12 protein-coding genes and 1 tRNA gene are annotated in these 16,323 nt (G+C 55.3%); all 13 read right to left on the bottom strand.

Annotated elements, in window-relative coordinates; all coding sequences use genetic code 11:
* Positions 1–634: 634 nt before the first annotated feature.
* The 13 genes from HY298_04535 to HY298_04475 all read right to left on the bottom strand — a co-directional run bounded on the left by HY298_04535 (position 635) and on the right by HY298_04475 (position 16,306).
* Entirely contained in the window at positions 635–4,435 is a 3,801-nt protein-coding gene (locus HY298_04535; protein MBI3849545.1) for a hypothetical protein, read from the bottom strand.
* A complete protein-coding gene (locus HY298_04530) occupies positions 4,435–5,199 on the bottom strand; it encodes a hypothetical protein (protein MBI3849544.1) in 765 nt (254 codons plus the stop codon). Before HY298_04530 ends, HY298_04535 begins: the two co-directional genes overlap by 1 nt.
* Before the next feature lie 116 nt (positions 5,200–5,315).
* Positions 5,316–6,053, bottom strand: coding sequence for a hypothetical protein (locus tag HY298_04525; protein MBI3849543.1), 738 nt, complete (start codon positions 6,051–6,053; stop codon positions 5,316–5,318).
* 137 nt (positions 6,054–6,190) lie between these two features.
* Positions 6,191–7,045, bottom strand: coding sequence for a prepilin-type N-terminal cleavage/methylation domain-containing protein (locus HY298_04520; GenBank protein ID MBI3849542.1), 855 nt, complete (start codon positions 7,043–7,045; stop codon positions 6,191–6,193).
* A 7-nt stretch (positions 7,046–7,052) separates the two neighbouring features.
* On the bottom strand, positions 7,053–7,859 hold the full coding sequence (locus HY298_04515) for a type II secretion system protein (protein ID MBI3849541.1): 807 nt from the start codon (positions 7,857–7,859) through the stop codon (positions 7,053–7,055).
* Between the two features lie 226 nt (positions 7,860–8,085).
* Positions 8,086–8,727 carry a prepilin-type N-terminal cleavage/methylation domain-containing protein gene (locus tag HY298_04510; protein ID MBI3849540.1) on the bottom strand — a complete coding sequence of 214 codons (642 nt, stop codon included), beginning with the start codon at positions 8,725–8,727 and terminating at the stop codon, positions 8,086–8,088.
* Between the two features lie 15 nt (positions 8,728–8,742).
* Positions 8,743–9,018 carry a hypothetical protein gene (locus HY298_04505; protein MBI3849539.1) on the bottom strand — a complete coding sequence of 92 codons (276 nt, stop codon included), beginning with the start codon at positions 9,016–9,018 and terminating at the stop codon, positions 8,743–8,745.
* A 489-nt stretch (positions 9,019–9,507) separates the two neighbouring features.
* Positions 9,508–10,815 carry a type II secretion system F family protein gene (locus HY298_04500; protein ID MBI3849538.1) on the bottom strand — a complete coding sequence of 436 codons (1,308 nt, stop codon included), beginning with the start codon at positions 10,813–10,815 and terminating at the stop codon, positions 9,508–9,510.
* A 14-nt stretch (positions 10,816–10,829) separates the two neighbouring features.
* Positions 10,830–12,536: a Flp pilus assembly complex ATPase component TadA gene (gene tadA / locus HY298_04495; protein ID MBI3849537.1), complete on the bottom strand. Its 1,707-nt coding sequence runs from the start codon at positions 12,534–12,536 to the stop codon at positions 10,830–10,832.
* A 12-nt stretch (positions 12,537–12,548) separates the two neighbouring features.
* Positions 12,549–13,673 carry a type IV pilus twitching motility protein PilT gene (locus HY298_04490; protein ID MBI3849536.1) on the bottom strand — a complete coding sequence of 375 codons (1,125 nt, stop codon included), beginning with the start codon at positions 13,671–13,673 and terminating at the stop codon, positions 12,549–12,551.
* 109 nt (positions 13,674–13,782) lie between these two features.
* Entirely contained in the window at positions 13,783–15,492 is a 1,710-nt protein-coding gene (gene tadA, locus HY298_04485; GenBank protein ID MBI3849535.1) for a Flp pilus assembly complex ATPase component TadA, read from the bottom strand.
* 185 nt (positions 15,493–15,677) lie between these two features.
* Positions 15,678–15,754, bottom strand: a tRNA-Arg gene (locus HY298_04480).
* Between the two features lie 96 nt (positions 15,755–15,850).
* Positions 15,851–16,306, bottom strand: coding sequence for a DUF2147 domain-containing protein (locus tag HY298_04475; GenBank protein MBI3849534.1), 456 nt, complete (start codon positions 16,304–16,306; stop codon positions 15,851–15,853).
* Positions 16,307–16,323 lie beyond the last annotated feature (17 nt).

The raw sequence follows: 16,323 nt of genomic DNA, 5'->3' as shown, positions 1-16,323 counted from the left end.
GATTCGATGGAGTGCTCAACAGCCCCAGGCGCGGAGATTGTGCGGCATTCGTAGAGTCAAGCCGGACACTCTTTGCTGGTGAAGTGGAGCGTTCGTTTAGATTGGGCGAAGTCGTGCGGTTCTTCCGGACCTGCCATTCGTCGCTTAAATGCCAGACGTATGCGCCTAGCACCAACAACATCAAGCCCAACAAAAACCACCACATCGGTCGCATTCGCATAACTTAAACAACCCTATGGACAAATGCAGAATTTAATGACGAACGCTCGCCCTCCCCGTGAACCTGCCACCGACCCCCCCCCTGACCCCTCCCAGGAGGGGAACAATCAAACGTTGCCCCTCTCCCCTCCTGGGAGGGGTCAGGGGTGGGTTCATTGGTCCAGCGCGCGAAATCCTCTTTCCAGGAATTCTCACCCCGGCCCCGTGCCCCAGGAGAGGGTGGAGCTTCGTCCGTCAGCAAGAAAATCTGACGGCCTTTTGCATTCGCCGCTCCACACAATCCAAACGCCGTCCAGCAGAAACTCCCTCTCTTGGGGGAGAGGGCCGGGGTGAGGGCGGATGTACACTCTGACTTCATACGCTTGCGGTGGTCTCGATTAGGTGAACAGGAGTTAAGCGTTTCATAGCCACAATCTCAATCCGGCGGCAGCACGTTGAAACTTTCAATTACAGCACGAGGATTGTTCGGCGCGCCTTCGATGCGGATCACCGTCCGCGTGGCCGTTTCGCCGGTGATCTGGTAGTTTGTGCTCATGCCGCTAAACGGGCCGCTTTGAACGATCGAGCGGTCTGCTGGCTTCAGCGATTGGCCATACGAATAAATCACAAACCGCGGCTCACCGGCTTTGAGCAGAGAAAGAACCTGCTGGGGAATGCGTTCGTACACGGCGTCATTCAATCCCCTCCGCAACTGGGTACTGTTGGTCACGTTCAAGAATGGTGAAGCGACCGTCAGTTCCGGCGTGGCCAGAAAATCGCCCACATGCTGGAAGGTCTGGCCGGGGTGAACAAAATTGCCGTTGTTGTCCTTCCGATTCCGCTCCCGGTTAATGCCGTCCACAATTTTCCATAGCGGAGAGTTGGTGCCGTCCACGCCGGCCGGTTCAATCACCAGCGGGTCAAATTTCAAGATGGGTTGAGGCTGGTTCAAATCGTCTGGCTTCGAACTGTTGGTTAGCACGATGACCCCACTGAGGATGGCCGACCAGCCCGCGATGTCGGAATTGTTGATCGACATCTGGCCGCGACTGGCGTTGTCGTTGGGCGCCACGGTGAAATAGTCGAGCAAGTTCCAATCCTGCGCCGGCACCGTCCGCAGCGGATCAAAATAATTCCCGGTCCACTTCTGCCAGGCGGCCTGACCCACGAGGGCCGATTTCAAATACACCGTCTGCCAGGGCGTGCCGCGATGGACGCGACCAAGCCAGCCAAGGTTCGGCAGTTTGTTGGTCGGAAAGTCCCAATCGTTTGACGTTTTCACGAGCGGGTCCTTGACCGCCAGATTGAAGGCGTTCGTCTCAGTGCCGGTCTGGGAGAGACTCTGAAGCGGGTTGCCGCCCCACGGCTGGTATTGATCGTTTATCTTGGCAAGATTGTGTTCATTGAGCGTCGCCACGGGCTGATTGGGCGGCGTGATGAAGTTATTGTCATTGGTGCCGATCAAATCACTCAACGTGTAGTGCACCAAGGGGTCGTTGGCTTGACGGGAAGTATAATGGTAAATCTTGCGAGTGGGTGTGAATGGCGCCTGTTGAATGAGGTTCGTGTTGACGGTGCCTGGATAGTGCAATGGCGAGAGACCCATGAACACGCGAAAGCCATCGATGGCCTTGTCTTTATCCTGGCCATTGACGTTTTGGAGGCTGAAGCTGTTCCAGTCGTTCAAACTCACCGGCTGGTTGCCCTCCGAAACTTCGATTTGATTGATGATGCCGACGGTCGGCACAAATTTGTCGGTGCGATTATTGAGCCGATTAGTGCGCCACTGATTACCGAAGGTGCTGGATTCATTCCGAACATTAGAGCTACCGACGAGTTCACGGGTTATGTCTATGTGGTCATCCAGGCCGATCAAATCGACATAGTCCACTATGCGACGAGTGTCGTGATCAACGAGAATGTAAAGCAGGCGATTGGTCACACTCAATCCCCATTGTGGAACCGGGAAACCCACGCGGCGCTCAAAGGGAGCCGTCAACGGCAGAAACTGGCTGGGCGGGCCTTGCCGATAGACTGAGTTCGTCAAAAAAACCACGTTCGTCAGCAACGGTATGCGGAAGGACTGTTGCGGATATACTGGGTTGACAAAGCCTTGCCAGTTGTTGGCGGGAATCGGAAAGTTATTCGGAGGCCGCAGCATTTGCCCCATTGTGAGATTGGTGAAACGGAGCGGGGGCACGGCCGCAAATTCATTGGTCATGACGATGGAAAGTTGATTCGTCACGTACATGTCCAAGGCGCGCGGATACGGATTGGTGTAGGAATTCCACGCCTCGACGCCGATGACGTTGGAGATGCCGACTACATACATTTGATTCGTTTCAGACAGCCGTTCGGTTCCCTTGTCCTTTCGCAACTCCAGCTTGCGGGTGACTTGGACGACGTTTTGCATGGCGAACTCGTTGAAATTGGGAAAGCCTTTCTTCGCGCCGATGACCAAGGGGATACCATAGACCATTGGCTCCGTTGGGTCATTGGGGTCAATGGGATTTCCAACCAGTGGGCGAATAGGTGCATTTGTCGCATTGTTCCGCAAATCCACGTATGGGGGAGGCGCAGTGACCAATCGGGCGTTGACCTCCTCAACATAACCCGCAATGAAGATATTGAAATTTGTGCCCGCAACATCCTTTCGAAAAATCGGACGGAAAACTGAAGGCAGATAAGGATACGTCGTTGCGCCTGGATATGTGCGATTGGTCGTCGCGTCGTACATGTTCGCGGCCAGTTGCAGGAGGCGATGCACGGCCGGCGTGTAATAGTTGGTCGGATAAATTGGGATGTTTGTAACCGTCAAATTGAAAATCCCCAGGTTGCTCACCGACTGCAACAGCCGGTTCGCCGCATTGGTGAAGAAATCAATGGGCCGCCACGGAATAAAATTCGTCGCGCTGAGCGTGCCCGAAATCGGATTTCGCTGAACCAGATTGTCATAGTTCAGATTCATTTTGTCCGCCGGGTCCGGGGCGGAATCCGTCGTCAGTTGCGAGAGCAGGCGGTAATAGGTGTACTGGTCGTAGGAGCTTCTACCCTGGCTGGCGTTTAACAAGCGATTGGTAAAATCGCGCGATGTCTTGTTCGGGACAAAAAATTCCTGGGTGGTGAAATAATGCTGGACGCTGTCGGCACCGGGCCAAGGGTTTCCGGAATTATCGTCATTCGGAGGATATCGAAGCGCATAGACCGTCTTCATGAGCGGCCCATCCGCGTAGCCGTCGATACTGTCTCTTGCAAAAGCGGTTGCGGCAGCAGGACCAAACAAATTCGCCACGCTCTTCAAGGTGTTAAGGCCGCCGGCGTAACGGTAGTTCAAAAAGGATCGCGCGTCATCAAAGGCCGTTCCGGGATTGTCAAGATTGGGATCGACAGGCTTGTTGTAGGTGTATGTCCAAAAGTTCGTATTCAAGTCGCGCAGGAAAGCAGCCAGATTTATTTCCCAGGAACCAAAACCCTGGTTGCGCTCAAAACCGTCGCCCCCCTTCAGTTTCTTGTTGGCGAGCGTCTGATTGTGGATGTAATTCACATCGAGCGCGGCACCCGCCGGCAACACAATGTAGGCCCAGCGTGCGATAAACTTGTTCGTGGCGGAGTGCGAAAAATCGGGCCGCTCCAATACACCGACCCATTCCGGATCGCCAATGAAAAGGTTGGTGATGGCACGACCGTTGGCGTCAAGCACCTGTTGTCCGAGATTATTGGTGACTGGCAAAAAGCCGCTGGGATCGAAACGCCCGTTGCGATTCAAATCGAGGTAGAAACGAAAATCGGAAACGCCGGGCTTTGCGCGGTTTGTTCGGATGAACACCGGCGGGCGCGGGTCGTAGAGCAGGTTGGCGATGTTCTGCTCCATCTGAGCAGGGGTAAGCGGTTTGAGATTCCTTTTCGCCGTTGAGAAGTCGTAGTTGACGTTGGTAAAACGATTGCCGTTGGGAGGCAGCGGCGATTCAAAACCCAGCGGGTTGATGAAATTGGTGGAGACACGTAGTTGAACCAACTGGGCATTGGAAAAAGCCATGATCGGCACGATCATCGCCGACTTCGCCCGCTCGAGCGCCGCGTCCGCCGCCAGTTTGGCGTCCGTCTGATCGGATTGAGTGGTCACGGCGACACGTTCGCGCCGGCTCACGGCGAGGAAGGTGACGGCCATGAAGGTGATCACCGAGAGCAGGATCAGGGTGATGACCAGGGCGACGCCTTGTTGCGAGTTACGTTTCATTAGTAAGCTGTGGGATCAACGTTGCGCACCGCGACACGCTGGCGGAACAGGTGGACCTGGCCCACGTGGTTTGTGAGAAAAGAGTGCCGCGCGGTCAAATCCGGAATGGAACGCGCCCGCTCCAAGGTCCGTTGCTCCAGAATTCCCAATTCCACTTCCACATACGCGGGCAGCGCGTTGCTGCGGAAGTAGGATTGAATCTCACCCGGGACGACGGGGTCGGCCAGCACAGTTATGTTCACGTTGGTGCTGCCATACATCAAAAACCCATTCGTGTTGTAAGCCCGCACGCGGAAGTGAACGACTCCTTCGGCAATGCGATTCAGATTTGTGAACGAGGTGGGTTGTTGAAAACTATAGCTGAGGTTGGTGATGCTCGTGGCCGGAGAGTTGGTCATGTAAAAGCGGTACAACGTGCCCACGCCGTCGCCTGTCGGGCTGACCAGATAGCCGATGCCCGACCACTGCTGGTTCTCGCGGGACAGAAAATAGAATTCATCCACCACATTCGTCCGCGTCTCTTTGGAGGCGGGCAGCGGCTGAAGCAGAAGATTGAAGGGGCTGCGGCGGACGTAAAAATTGGTCACGTTGGCAAGATAGGATGGGGTGATTCGCTCCAGCTCGCGCGTCAGCAAATCCATCGTCGCCCGACCGGAAGCCAGCACGTCCACCTGGGTCATGCTGCTGCGGAAGGCGCGTTGGGTCTGGCCGAACATCGCCATCAAACCGAGAACAATCACCGTCATCAAGGAAACCACAACCATGATTTCGATGAGTGAAAAAGCGAGGCTGGACAGCCAGCAAGGGCGCTGGCCGCGAGGACGCGAGGCACGCCAGTTCCTCGAATCAATCAAACGGTTGAAGTTGCAAGTTCTCATCGTCATGGCAACACGTGCGCGTAAGAACGCGGTTCGAAGAAATACAAGGTGGTGACTGGTTGCCCGATGTTCGTTGATGTGAGCGTGCTGCTGACCGTGGTCCGGAATATCTGGCGGCCATTGCCGATGTTCCCATTGGGCTGGACCGGCCAGCGGAATAAGAGCCGCAGCTCATAAAGGTTGGTCTGCTGATTTTCCGCATATCGCCAGAAGTTCGACGGCATCACAACCGGTGGCGTGTAGGGAATGATCTCCGGCGTCACACGGTAGCTGAAAGCAAACGCGCGGGCGTCCGCGTTCGTCGCTTTTTCCACTGCCGAACCGCTGATGGCCCGCAAGTAAGCAGTGACATAGTTGCTGCGGGTGACAGAGTAGCTGAAATCGCCTTTGTTGTTGGTGATGGCGGTGTACTGATACTTGGGCGTGCTCAACAGCCCGATGATCCGCTCCCCGGAATTGAGCAGCAGCGGCCCGTTGGTTCGTGTATAGGTGAAGGTCTGGGTGACGGGAGCGCCCGCAGGAAAAGTCACAGTGACAAGTCGGATAAGATCCACGTAGTTAGTCAGATCATCCAAGCCATGCGCGCCGCCACGAATGGCTTCGATCAAATAGGTCGCGTCCTGATTGATGATGGTTTCCTCGCGATTGTCCTTCTGCACCTGCATGCCCGTCGGCAGGACCCCGATGATCGCCACCAGCGCAAAGCCGATGATCGCCAGGCAAAGGGCAATTTCGATCATGGTGAAGGCGGTCTCGCGACAAAAACCCACCCCCAACCCCTCCCAAGGAGGGGAGCAACTCCTGAAAGCGGACGACCTTGGTTTCCCCTCCCGGGAGGGGTAAGGGGTGGGTCGCTTCGAATATGACAAATTAAACTTCATTGGACTGGCTGGCTTTCGACACGGGCGCGCCCGGTCAGCCACTCGATGTGAATCTGATTGGAACTGGTGATGGAATTGCCGGGCGGGGTCTCCTTCACATCCGCCGGCCCGATTACAAGGCTGCCGTCGGGGTTCCGGTCATAAAGAATACTGCCGCGCGCCAGGGGAATGATTTCGTCCCGTCCGCTGATCAACCGGCCCTGATAGTCAAAACCGATATAGGGCAGGTTCAATGGAGTCGTGTTGTTCGTCGCGAGCGGAAATGGAAATGGCCGGTTGGTCGGATACGCGCGGGTGTAATCCGGCATCGCGGAATTGTAGAAGGCGAACTTACTCGCGGCGATGAACATCCCTTCCGGCAGTGCTTTCCATTGAGTCAAATAACGCGGGTTGGAACGTCCCGGTTGTTCGCCCACGCTGCGGGAGGAGAACAGCGCATAGGTGGTGTATTGGCCGCTGACCAAATTCGTGAAGACCTTCCGGTTGTTCACGTCCGTTAGTGAGGCAATGGGAAAATTCGCGATGCTGGGTGGGATGAAGACGAGGTAAACGTCCGTGTGTCCGCTGATGGCGCGTTGCCGGGCCAGACTGACGTCATCCTGAAGTTGCCGGACAGCCGCTGTGAGCGCATTGGATTTTCCGAAACCTCTCATGGCTGGCAGTCCGATCGCCGCCAAGATCCCGATGATCGCAATGACCACCAGCATCTCGATCAGAGTGAAGGCTGAGGCTGTGCGAATTCCACGGCGACAACCCACACCAGGCAGCGACAAAACCAACGACCGCCGAGCCGCGCGGCGGGGCGCGCGCTGCGGCGTGGTGGTCTGCTGGTTGTTGCGGTAGCGGGTCATGGCCAGTTTATTTCCAACTCAAGACATTGTCTTTGTTCACGAGACGGTCGGCCTTCACATTGGGATCTGCTTTGCCATCTGGTCCCAACGACCAGACAATCACCGAAAGGTTGACCTCGAAGTCATTCCGGTTGCCCGTGCTGCTGTAAAGTCCGTTGATGCCCGTGTTTCCGCTGAGTTGCGACACGATTGCGAGCGCATAAAAGCCGTCCCGCGTTTTGTTGTCATAGTTCAAGTCGATGGTGATGATGTACGGATCGCCCCAAGGATCACGATACACTCCGTCCGGGCCGATGCCGGGAGATTTGATATCGCTGACCGTCTTGACGTTCAGGAATTGAGTGCGTTGAGGATTCTTCACGTGGTTGATGTTCACCGTGGGCGTGCCATTTCCGTACTTGTCCAAATCCAGCAGAATGCCCATCACTTCAGCGTTGCAATTTTGATAATCCTTTTTCTTGGCCGCAGCCAGATTTTGAATGCGAGGAAGGTCCCTGCCTTTCTTGTCTTTTAAGACGGCCTTGTTGGGGAGGACCGTCCCGAAGGTAAAATCAGGACCATCGTTGGGATCGACCGCCGCCGCGGCATCACTGGAGGCGGGAAACCGGCTGTAGGCAGTTTCGTACGCGTTGATGGCGGCGACAATTCCCTGCATTTCCGTTCTTGCTTGCGCAATCTGGGCCTTTTTCTTCGCCGCAGCCAGCACCGGCAACAACAGGCCGGCCAGAATGCCGATGATGCTGATGACCACCAGCAGTTCAATCAAGGTGAAGCCGCGAGGCGCAATGTAGAAGGGTCGTGATGAATTTTTCATAAATTTGAGGTTGAAGGGTTGCAAGTGACCGGCACGAATCCGAGGCAGTCGAACCAAGGGAGAATGTGAGCGACAACGATCCATCCACCAACCAGTCACACGCGCGGCGGGTCGCACAATGATGCGCGGTGTCCAAGCGCGCTCCGACCAATTCACGCTCAACCGGCGGACAATTCCACGGGGTTTGGTGATCAGCGTCATAGTGGTTCGAGTTGGTGTTGTGGCTTCAGTTTCCAATGATGATGGGATCTTTGCTCCAGTTGGAAATGCGGTTGGTTTTTCCACCGACCACGATGTCCGCCCACAGATCGAAGGAACCGGGGTTGTTTGTGGGATTGGAGGAGACGTAGCGCCAAGCGTTGGTTCGCTGTCTGTTCGGCCCGTCCACCGGCGCAACGAGAATCCTCACACCCGGTGGCACTACTTTGGTCTGAATTTCTTGTTTCAGGCTTTTATGAAAATTTTGGACATCAAAATCATCACTTCCCTTGGCGGCCTTGGTCGAATTGTTAAAATTCGCGACCCCAAATTGGGCTTGCATGACCGACGATTGGATCGAGTCTTTGCCGCTCAACGTCACAAATAAAGTGCCGTTGTTGGTCGTCCCGACTAATTCGTAATAGAGCTGGTTCAAGGCTGCATTGGTGGGATTGTCGGGCGGGTAAAATCCCTTTTTGGCCTTGTACGCCTCAATCGAGGTGATGATGGCGTCTCGTTCGGCCTGGGTTTTTTTGATCTTGGGTCCAGCAGTGGCAAGCGGCATCAGCGCCACAACCATACCCGCCAGCAACCCCATGATGGCGATGACGACGAGTAGCTCGATCAGCGTGAATGCCTGCGCCGCGCGACGGTTTGAATTGTTTTTCATCCTGACGATTTAAGTTTAGTGGTCGCGGAATTCCTGCTCCATCCGTTCGCTCAACCATTGTTTAATCATGCTCTGATAATTCAAGTAGCGTGACCGCGCCAGCCGTTTGATCCGCGCCAGCATCCGGGGATCGATCCGCAGCGTAATGGTCACCGATTCCGAAACCTCGCTCGCGCTTGCCACGGCGGATTCCATCAACCGCACATCCAACCGGTTCTCCGTCCAGAAATCCGACTCGGCCTTCTCGCTATCGAAGATCGGCACGTCTTCCCATGCGAGGATTGCATTCATGTTAATTCAATTCCCGACTACTTGTTCTGGTTCGCCATTCACGGTCTTACTGCGACAACGTCTGCTCCATTTTACGCTGATAAAAGAACCGCTCCTCAGGCTCAAAAGGACGCGCTTCGATTATTCGCAACTGTTTGCCGTTCGTCCGATAAACGCTGAAGATTCCAATGCCACTGGCGGATGTCCCCAGGTTAAAAAACCGCGCCTGAACCGAGAATCGGGGTGAATCCGGTAATAACCGCACTGCAAAAGGATCTTCGAATGATTCTTCAATGTCCTTCGGCGTCAAAGAGCTATTCAAATTGAATGGCGGATTATTCCAATCGAACTCCATATTGAGCTAGATGTCATATAAACGCCAATGCAATGTAATTACATTGTATTTACATGAGGCGTTTTCGGCTGTCAATGACAAAAATGCAGTTTTCATAAAAAACAGCCACCGAGCTGAACCCGGTGGCTGTGAAAACCAATCCAAACCAGCTCGTGTTAATCGCCGCCCTTTTCGCCTCCCGAGTCTCCAACCCTGTTCATCAACTCGATCAGCGGCAGAAACATTGCAATAACAATGCTGCCCACAATCACTGCCAGGAAGACAATCATGATCGGTTCCAAGAGCGAGGTCATGGCTGAGACGGCATTGTCCACTTCTTCATCGTAGTTATCGGCTATTTTCAACAACATCTCCGGCAACGCGCCGGTTTGCTCACCGACGTCCACCATGCTGATGACCATCGGGGGAAATACGTTGGAGGCTTCTAGCGGGGCCGTGATGGTTTCACCTTCCTTCACGCTTTCGTGAACCGCAGAAACGGCATTGCCCACAATCACATTTCCAGCCGTCTCCTTCACAATCGTCAAGGCCTGAAGAATGGGAACGCCACTGCTGACCAGGGTGCCCAGCGTGCGAGTGAAGCGGGAGATGGCGACCTTGCTGATGACCGGGCCGATCACCGGCATTTTTAGTTTCACCTTGTCAAAAATCCGCCGGCCGATTTTTGTCCGGATGATTATGAGGAAAACGATGACGCACCCCGCCACGATACCGGCCGTAACGATGATGTGGTCCTTGATGGCGGTGCTGATCCCCAAAACCAGCCGGGTAAAAGCCGGCAACTTTGAGCCTTCCAACATGCCCTCGAAAACCTCCTGGAACTTGGGCACCACGTACACCATCAACACACCGAGGATCGCGACCGCCACAATCATGACCGCGACCGGATAAAACATGGCCGCGATGACCTTGCCTTTGATCTTCTGCGCCTTTTCCATGAACTCAGACAGTCGGTTCAACACCACTTCCAGCACGCCGCCCATTTCGCCGGCCTTGACCATATTGACGTAAAGTCGGTTGAATACTTTGGGGTGTTGAGCCAGTCCTTCCGAAAAGGTGCTGCCGCCTTCGATCGACAATGCCAGCTCGCCAATGATACCCTTGAGGGTAGGATTCTTCTCCTGCTTCTGCAACACTCGCAACCCGCGCAACAACGGCAACCCCGCATCGACCAGCGTCGCCAACTGGCGGGTGAACGTGGTCAGGACCTTTGATTTCACCTTGCCGCTCAGGCCGGGAATCTTGATGTTGATGTTAAAGCCACCCTTTTTCCCGGCGGCCTTGGCGGCGGGCCTCGCCTTCTTTTCACCCTTGTCCTTTACCTTGTCGGTTTCGATGATCTTGGTGGGGAAGAAACCCATCTCCTTGACGCGCGCGATGGCCTCGTTCTGGTTGGCCACTTCCAACGTCCCTTTGGTTTCCTTGCCACGTGAATCCATGGCCACATAATTAAATCTTGGCATAACCGGTCCTTTCCTCAGGTGTATTTCACGACTTCTTCAATGGTTGTATCTCCGTCGAAGATGCCACGCAAGCCATCTTCGCGCAAGGTGACCATGCCCAATTCTACCGCCTTTTGCCGGACCACCACGGTGGGGGCGCGTTCGTTAATGAGGGCACGAATGGCATCGTTGATCGTCAACAATTCGAAAATGCCGCGGCGACCCTTGTAACCGGAATCGTTGCAATTGGCGCAACCACGACCGTAATAAAACACTTTGTCGCCCAGATCATGCGGCGAAAGATTGAGGAGCGCCAACTGGGTTTCCGTCGGCTCGAATGGCGTGCGGCAGTTCTTGCAGATGGTGCGCACCAAACGCTGGCCGAGCACCGCCATGAGCGTCGAAGATATCAAAAAAGGTTCGACGCCCATGTCGATCATCCGCGTGACCGCCCCCGGCGCATCATTGGTGTGCAGCGTGCTCAATACCAGGTGACCCGTCAGCGACGCCTGAATGGAAATCTGCGCCGTTTCCAGGTCGCGCATTTCACCCACCATGATCACGTCCGGGTCCTGCCGCAAGAACGAGCGCAAGCACTTGCTGAAGGTCAATCCCACGGCTTCGTTGATGGCGACCTGCATGATGCCTTCGATGTCGTATTCCACCGGATCCTCGGCGGTCAGCAGTTTGGAATCAATCGTATTGACTCTGCGCAAGGCCGAATAAAGTGTCGTCGTCTTGCCGCAACCGGTGGGACCAGTAACGATAAAAATACCGTTGGGCCGTTGAATCGCCTCGGTCACATAGTCATGCACATACTTGGGAAAACCGAGCGATTCGATTTCGAGGTTGACGGCGGAACGATCCAGCACGCGCAGCACCAGCGACTCACCAAATTGCGTCGGCAAGGTGGACACACGCATGTCGATCATCCGGTTGCCGACGGGAAACGTGATGCGGCCGTCCTGTGGCAGGCGCCGTTCGGAGATGTTCATATTCGCCATGACTTTCAGGCGCGAAATGACCGGCAGGGCCAGGTGCTTTGGCGGCGGCGCCATTTCATAAAGCGCGCCGTCCACGCGATAACGGATTTTGAATTCATCCTCGAACGGCTCAAAGTGAATATCACTGGCACGGTCCTGCACCGCTTGCACCAGAACCAGATTCACCAGCCGGACGATTGGCACGTCATTGGCGAGTTCACTCAATTCGGCCACGTTGTCCGTGGCCACCGCCTCGTTGACTTCCTTCGCAATGTCGGCATCAGCGCCCAGTTCCTTGAGAATATCAGAAACGCTTTCACTGTCCTCGCCGTACCATTTGTTGATGGCCTTCTCGATTTGCGCCGGATCGGCCACGACGAGCTGGGTGTCTCGCTTGATGATGAACTGGAGTTCATCCAGGCGGGCAGGGTTCAGCGGATCCGCCAGAGCCACCTGAAGCGTCGAACCGTGCTGGGCCACCGGCAAACATTGATACATCCGCGCCGTGGCGGGTGGGATGGCTTTCAACAATTCCGGCGATAGGTCCCGCTCATTGAGAGTGACCACCTCCGTGCCGAGATAATCAGCGATGACCTGGAGTTGCGTCGGCAAATCCAGAATTTCAAAGTCTTGCAAAATCTGGCTGACGGGCTTGCCACTCCGGGCGTGCTCCGCCGTGACTTCCTCGAGTTGCAAGTCATCGATCAGTTCGCGCTCGCGAACCAGCGCCAAAAGAGGATCGGAATTGGTTTCTGCCATAATCTAATTGAGTTACGACTTTGGAGGCTTGCCCTTATCCTCGGCATCCGCACCCGTGGCCGCGGCCAATTCCAATTCCTGCAGTTTGGCTTGAATGGTGACTGGATCCTGGGATTTGGTCACGACTTCCTCCCGATCAATCATTCCCTGCATGTATTTGTCGATCAGAAAACTGTCCAGCGTGACCATGCCGTATTTGGCGCCGGTCTGAATGTCCGAGTTGAGCCGGAACGTTTTGTTGTCACGAATCAGCGCGCCAATGGAGGGCGTGTTGATCATGATTTCAAAGACGGCAACGCGCCCCGGTTTATCAATCCGCGGAATCAGCAACTGCGAAATGACCGCCTGCAACACCGTGGAAAGCTGAATGCGAATGGTCTCCTGTTGGTTGACCGGAAACGCATTCACAATGCGGTCAATCGTCTTGGCCGCGCCCGTCGTGTGCAGGGTGCCGAAAACCAAGTGGCCGGTTTCGGCGGCGGTGATGGCTGCTTCCATCGTTTCCAGATCGCGCAATTCGCCGACCAGAATCACGTCGGGGTCCTGGCGCAACGCGCGGCGCAATGCTTCGGCAAAATTGGGCACGTCCACGTGCACCTCCCGCTGCGTGACCAGGGCCTTCTTGTGCGTGTGGTAGTATTCAATCGGGTCTTCAACGGTGATGATATGCACCTCGTCGCGCTCCTGATTGATGATGTCAATCATTGACGCCAGCGTGGTCGTTTTGCCGGAACCGGTCGGCCCGGTCACCAGCACCAGGCCGCGCGGTTTGTAGAGTAATTCCCTGGCCGATGGCGGCAGGCCAATCTGCTCCATCGTCAGCAGTTTGCTGGGAATCTGCCGCAACACCGAACCGAAATGTCCCTTCTCCTTGAACACACTTACGCGGAAGCGTGCCAGGTCGCCAAAAGCGAAACCGAAGTCGGCGCCACCGCGTTCCCGAACCTGCTGGATGTGGTCCTCCGAGGTGATGCTGCGCATCAATTCGTCCGTGTCATCCGCCGTCAGCAACGGCCCCTCCACGCGGTGCAGAATCCCGTGCACCCGGATCACAGGCGGCACGCCGACGCGCAAATGCAAATCAGACGCACCCTCGGAAACCACCAACTGCAACAGATCAGACATCGAATACGACATACTCAGGTTTTTAATTAGACCTTAACACGGGAATGTAAGCACGCGAGAATTTGTGACTTCCGAGGCACATTTGTCAATCGCCCTGAATGAATGAGTGGCACGGCGGTTTCTAATCCACGTCGCCCACCGTCGCGCGAATGACTTCATCGGGCGAGGTCAGTCCGGCCAGGATTTTGCGGACGCCGTCTTCGCGCAACGTGCGCATGCCCATTTCGCGGGCGCGCGTGCGCAAGACCGAGGAAGGAACTCGTTCATAAATCAATTTGCGGGCCTCATCATCAATAACAAATATCTCAAAGATTCCGAATCGACCACGGTATCCGGTCTGGGAGCAATCGGCGCACCCTTTGCCCTTTTGGAATTTGGCCTCGGCCAGTTGCGTGGGGTCGATGTTCAACGTGCGCAGCTCCGCCTCCGACGGTTGATACGGCGCCGCGCAACGCTTGCAAACCTTCCGCACCAGTCGCTGCGCCATCAATGCGCGCGTCGAAGAAGCGACTAGAAACGGCTTGACGCCAATATCGATCAAACGTGTCACTGCGCTGGGCGCGTCGTTTGTGTGCAGCGTGGAGAAAACCAAGTGACCGGTCAGCGACGCGTTGATGGCGATGGTGGCGGTTTCCAAATCGCGGATTTCCCCCAACATGATGATGTTGGGCGCCTGCCGGAGCATCGAGCGCAACGCCATGGAAAACGTCAGCCCCACCGCTTCATTCACCTGCACTTGGTTGATGCCGGCCAGTTGATATTCCACCGGGTCCTCCACCGTGATGATCTTGCGGTCGGGCCGGTTGATGAAATGCAGGCACGAATACAGCGTCGTGGTCTTTCCAGAACCGGTCGGCCCGGTCACCAGCAATATCCCGTCGGGCAATCCAATCAATCGCTCAAACGTTTGTTGGTCGTCCGTAAAAAATCCCAATTCTGGCAGGCCCAGACGCAAACCTTCCTTGTCCAAAATACGCATCACGATACTTTCCCCGTGATTGGTGGGCAGACAGGACACGCGCAAGTCGATCATTTTACCGCCGACCGAAGTTTGAATACGTCCGTCTTGCGGAATCCGGTGTTCGGAAATCGACATGTTGGATTGGATTTTCAACCGGCTCAGGATCGCGGCCTGCAAACGTTTGGGCGGGCTTTTGATCTCGTGCAACATCCCGTCAATCCGGTAACGCACACGAAAACGTTTCGACAACGGTTCCAAATGGATGTCGGACGCACGCATTTTGAACGCTTCAACGATGAGCGAATTCACGAGTTTGATGATCGGCGCATCCGCTTCCACCGCCGCGCCATCATCACCGGTGCCGGCGCCGGGGAGTTTGGGAATCTCGACTTCGCCCTCCGTGATGTCCTGGATCATCTTGCTGATGCCATCCTGCGCCGCGCCGTAATACTTATTTAAGGCCGCTTCGATATCCTGCTCCGACGCCACGCGCACTTCAATCTGCCCATGGAGCAAATGATTCAAACTGTCGATCGTATCCAGATCGGAGGGATCGCTGAGTGCCACGGTTACGCTCCCGTCGTGTTTGAACACCGGCACCACGCGATATTTCTTGGCGATGTGCCGGGGGATGGCTGAAAGCACATCGTCCGTCAAACGCATCTCGCTCAAGTTGACCACCTCGGCACCGAAGTGCGCGGCCTTGGCCTGGGTCACGTCTGCCGGACGGATGACCTTGTTGGCCACCATCAAGTCCACCACCCCCACGCCGGCCGTCTGTGCCTCACCCCGGAGTCCCTCCACCTGCTCGGCGGTTACGAAACCGAGGTCCACCAAAATATCTACCAGATAATCATCTTTTTCAGCCACAACTACCTTTCCATTTTAAAACCTGTTTCAAGGAAGCATCTAAATCACACTAGCGACCAAACCTCCAATGTCAAACGCAGACGCGAGGCGATTTGAAATTAATTCCTTGAACCTATAATAGCTCCATGAAATGACAGGCCGCCGGCGACTGCAGAAAATCAAGCCCAGAAATCGGAAATCAGAACTGGCGCACCCATCAGGAGTTGAACCTGAAACCTTCTGATCCGTAGTCAGATGCTCTATCCAATTGAGCTATGGGTGCCACCAAAAGGCGTTGGAACTTACCGACCACCCCATTCCCAAGCAAGTTCTTTTCTGGCCGAATCGAGGTCCAGTTGCTCCACACGGACTCCGGCACTCACCGCGTCCAGACTTCCGTGCGACCAATCAACGAAATGCCGATGAAACCGCGCACATCGAGCCGGTTGGTCGAGACGAGGCTCAGTTTGCATTTATAGGTCTTGCCATTTTCCGGGTCGTAGATTTTTCCGCTCTCCCACCGTTTCTTGCCGGAGTAAGTGAAGCCGCTCATAAATTCCAGACCGATGATCGGCTGGTCGCGCAACTTGGGATCGGGATTGTTCCGGTCATTCTTCGGTTTGCCCCCCATGCCCTTCTCGTCGTTGGCCGGCCAGTTGGGTTCTTTCAAACTGATGATCTTTCCGTGCAACTTGTCGTCCACCTTGAAGAGTTCCACCTGGCTCTTGTTGTCCGTCGTAGTCCAAACGCCCAGAATCTCCCTTCCGTCATCGGCGGACGCGGATTGTGACGCCAAAGCGAGAATGCCCAAGAGGACTGAAATGAATCTGTTCATGTCGATGATGCTGAAGA

It is taken from the genome of Verrucomicrobiota bacterium, from assembly GCA_016200005.1.
GTDB lineage: Bacteria > Verrucomicrobiota > Verrucomicrobiia > Limisphaerales > PALSA-1396 > PALSA-1396.
Note: the sequence above shows the minus strand (reverse complement) of the source record. Positions and strands in the feature narration are given on the sequence as shown.

Coding starts and splice junctions, on each gene's coding strand:
- HY298_04490 (MBI3849536.1), bottom strand. CDS start 13,673: ATGTCGTATTCGATGTCTGATCTGTTGCAGTTGGTGGTTTCCGAGGGT.
- HY298_04475 (MBI3849534.1), bottom strand. CDS start 16,306: ATGAACAGATTCATTTCAGTCCTCTTGGGCATTCTCGCTTTGGCGTCA.
- tadA (MBI3849537.1), bottom strand. CDS start 12,536: ATGGCAGAAACCAATTCCGATCCTCTTTTGGCGCTGGTTCGCGAGCGC.
- HY298_04525 (MBI3849543.1), bottom strand. CDS start 6,053: ATGATCGAAATTGCCCTTTGCCTGGCGATCATCGGCTTTGCGCTGGTG.
- HY298_04500 (MBI3849538.1), bottom strand. CDS start 10,815: ATGCCAAGATTTAATTATGTGGCCATGGATTCACGTGGCAAGGAAACC.
- HY298_04510 (MBI3849540.1), bottom strand. CDS start 8,727: ATGAAAAACAATTCAAACCGTCGCGCGGCGCAGGCATTCACGCTGATC.
- HY298_04535 (MBI3849545.1), bottom strand. CDS start 4,435: ATGAAACGTAACTCGCAACAAGGCGTCGCCCTGGTCATCACCCTGATC.
- HY298_04515 (MBI3849541.1), bottom strand. CDS start 7,859: ATGAAAAATTCATCACGACCCTTCTACATTGCGCCTCGCGGCTTCACC.
- HY298_04530 (MBI3849544.1), bottom strand. CDS start 5,199: ATGGTTGTGGTTTCCTTGATGACGGTGATTGTTCTCGGTTTGATGGCG.
- HY298_04520 (MBI3849542.1), bottom strand. CDS start 7,045: ATGACCCGCTACCGCAACAACCAGCAGACCACCACGCCGCAGCGCGCG.
- HY298_04505 (MBI3849539.1), bottom strand. CDS start 9,018: ATGAATGCAATCCTCGCATGGGAAGACGTGCCGATCTTCGATAGCGAG.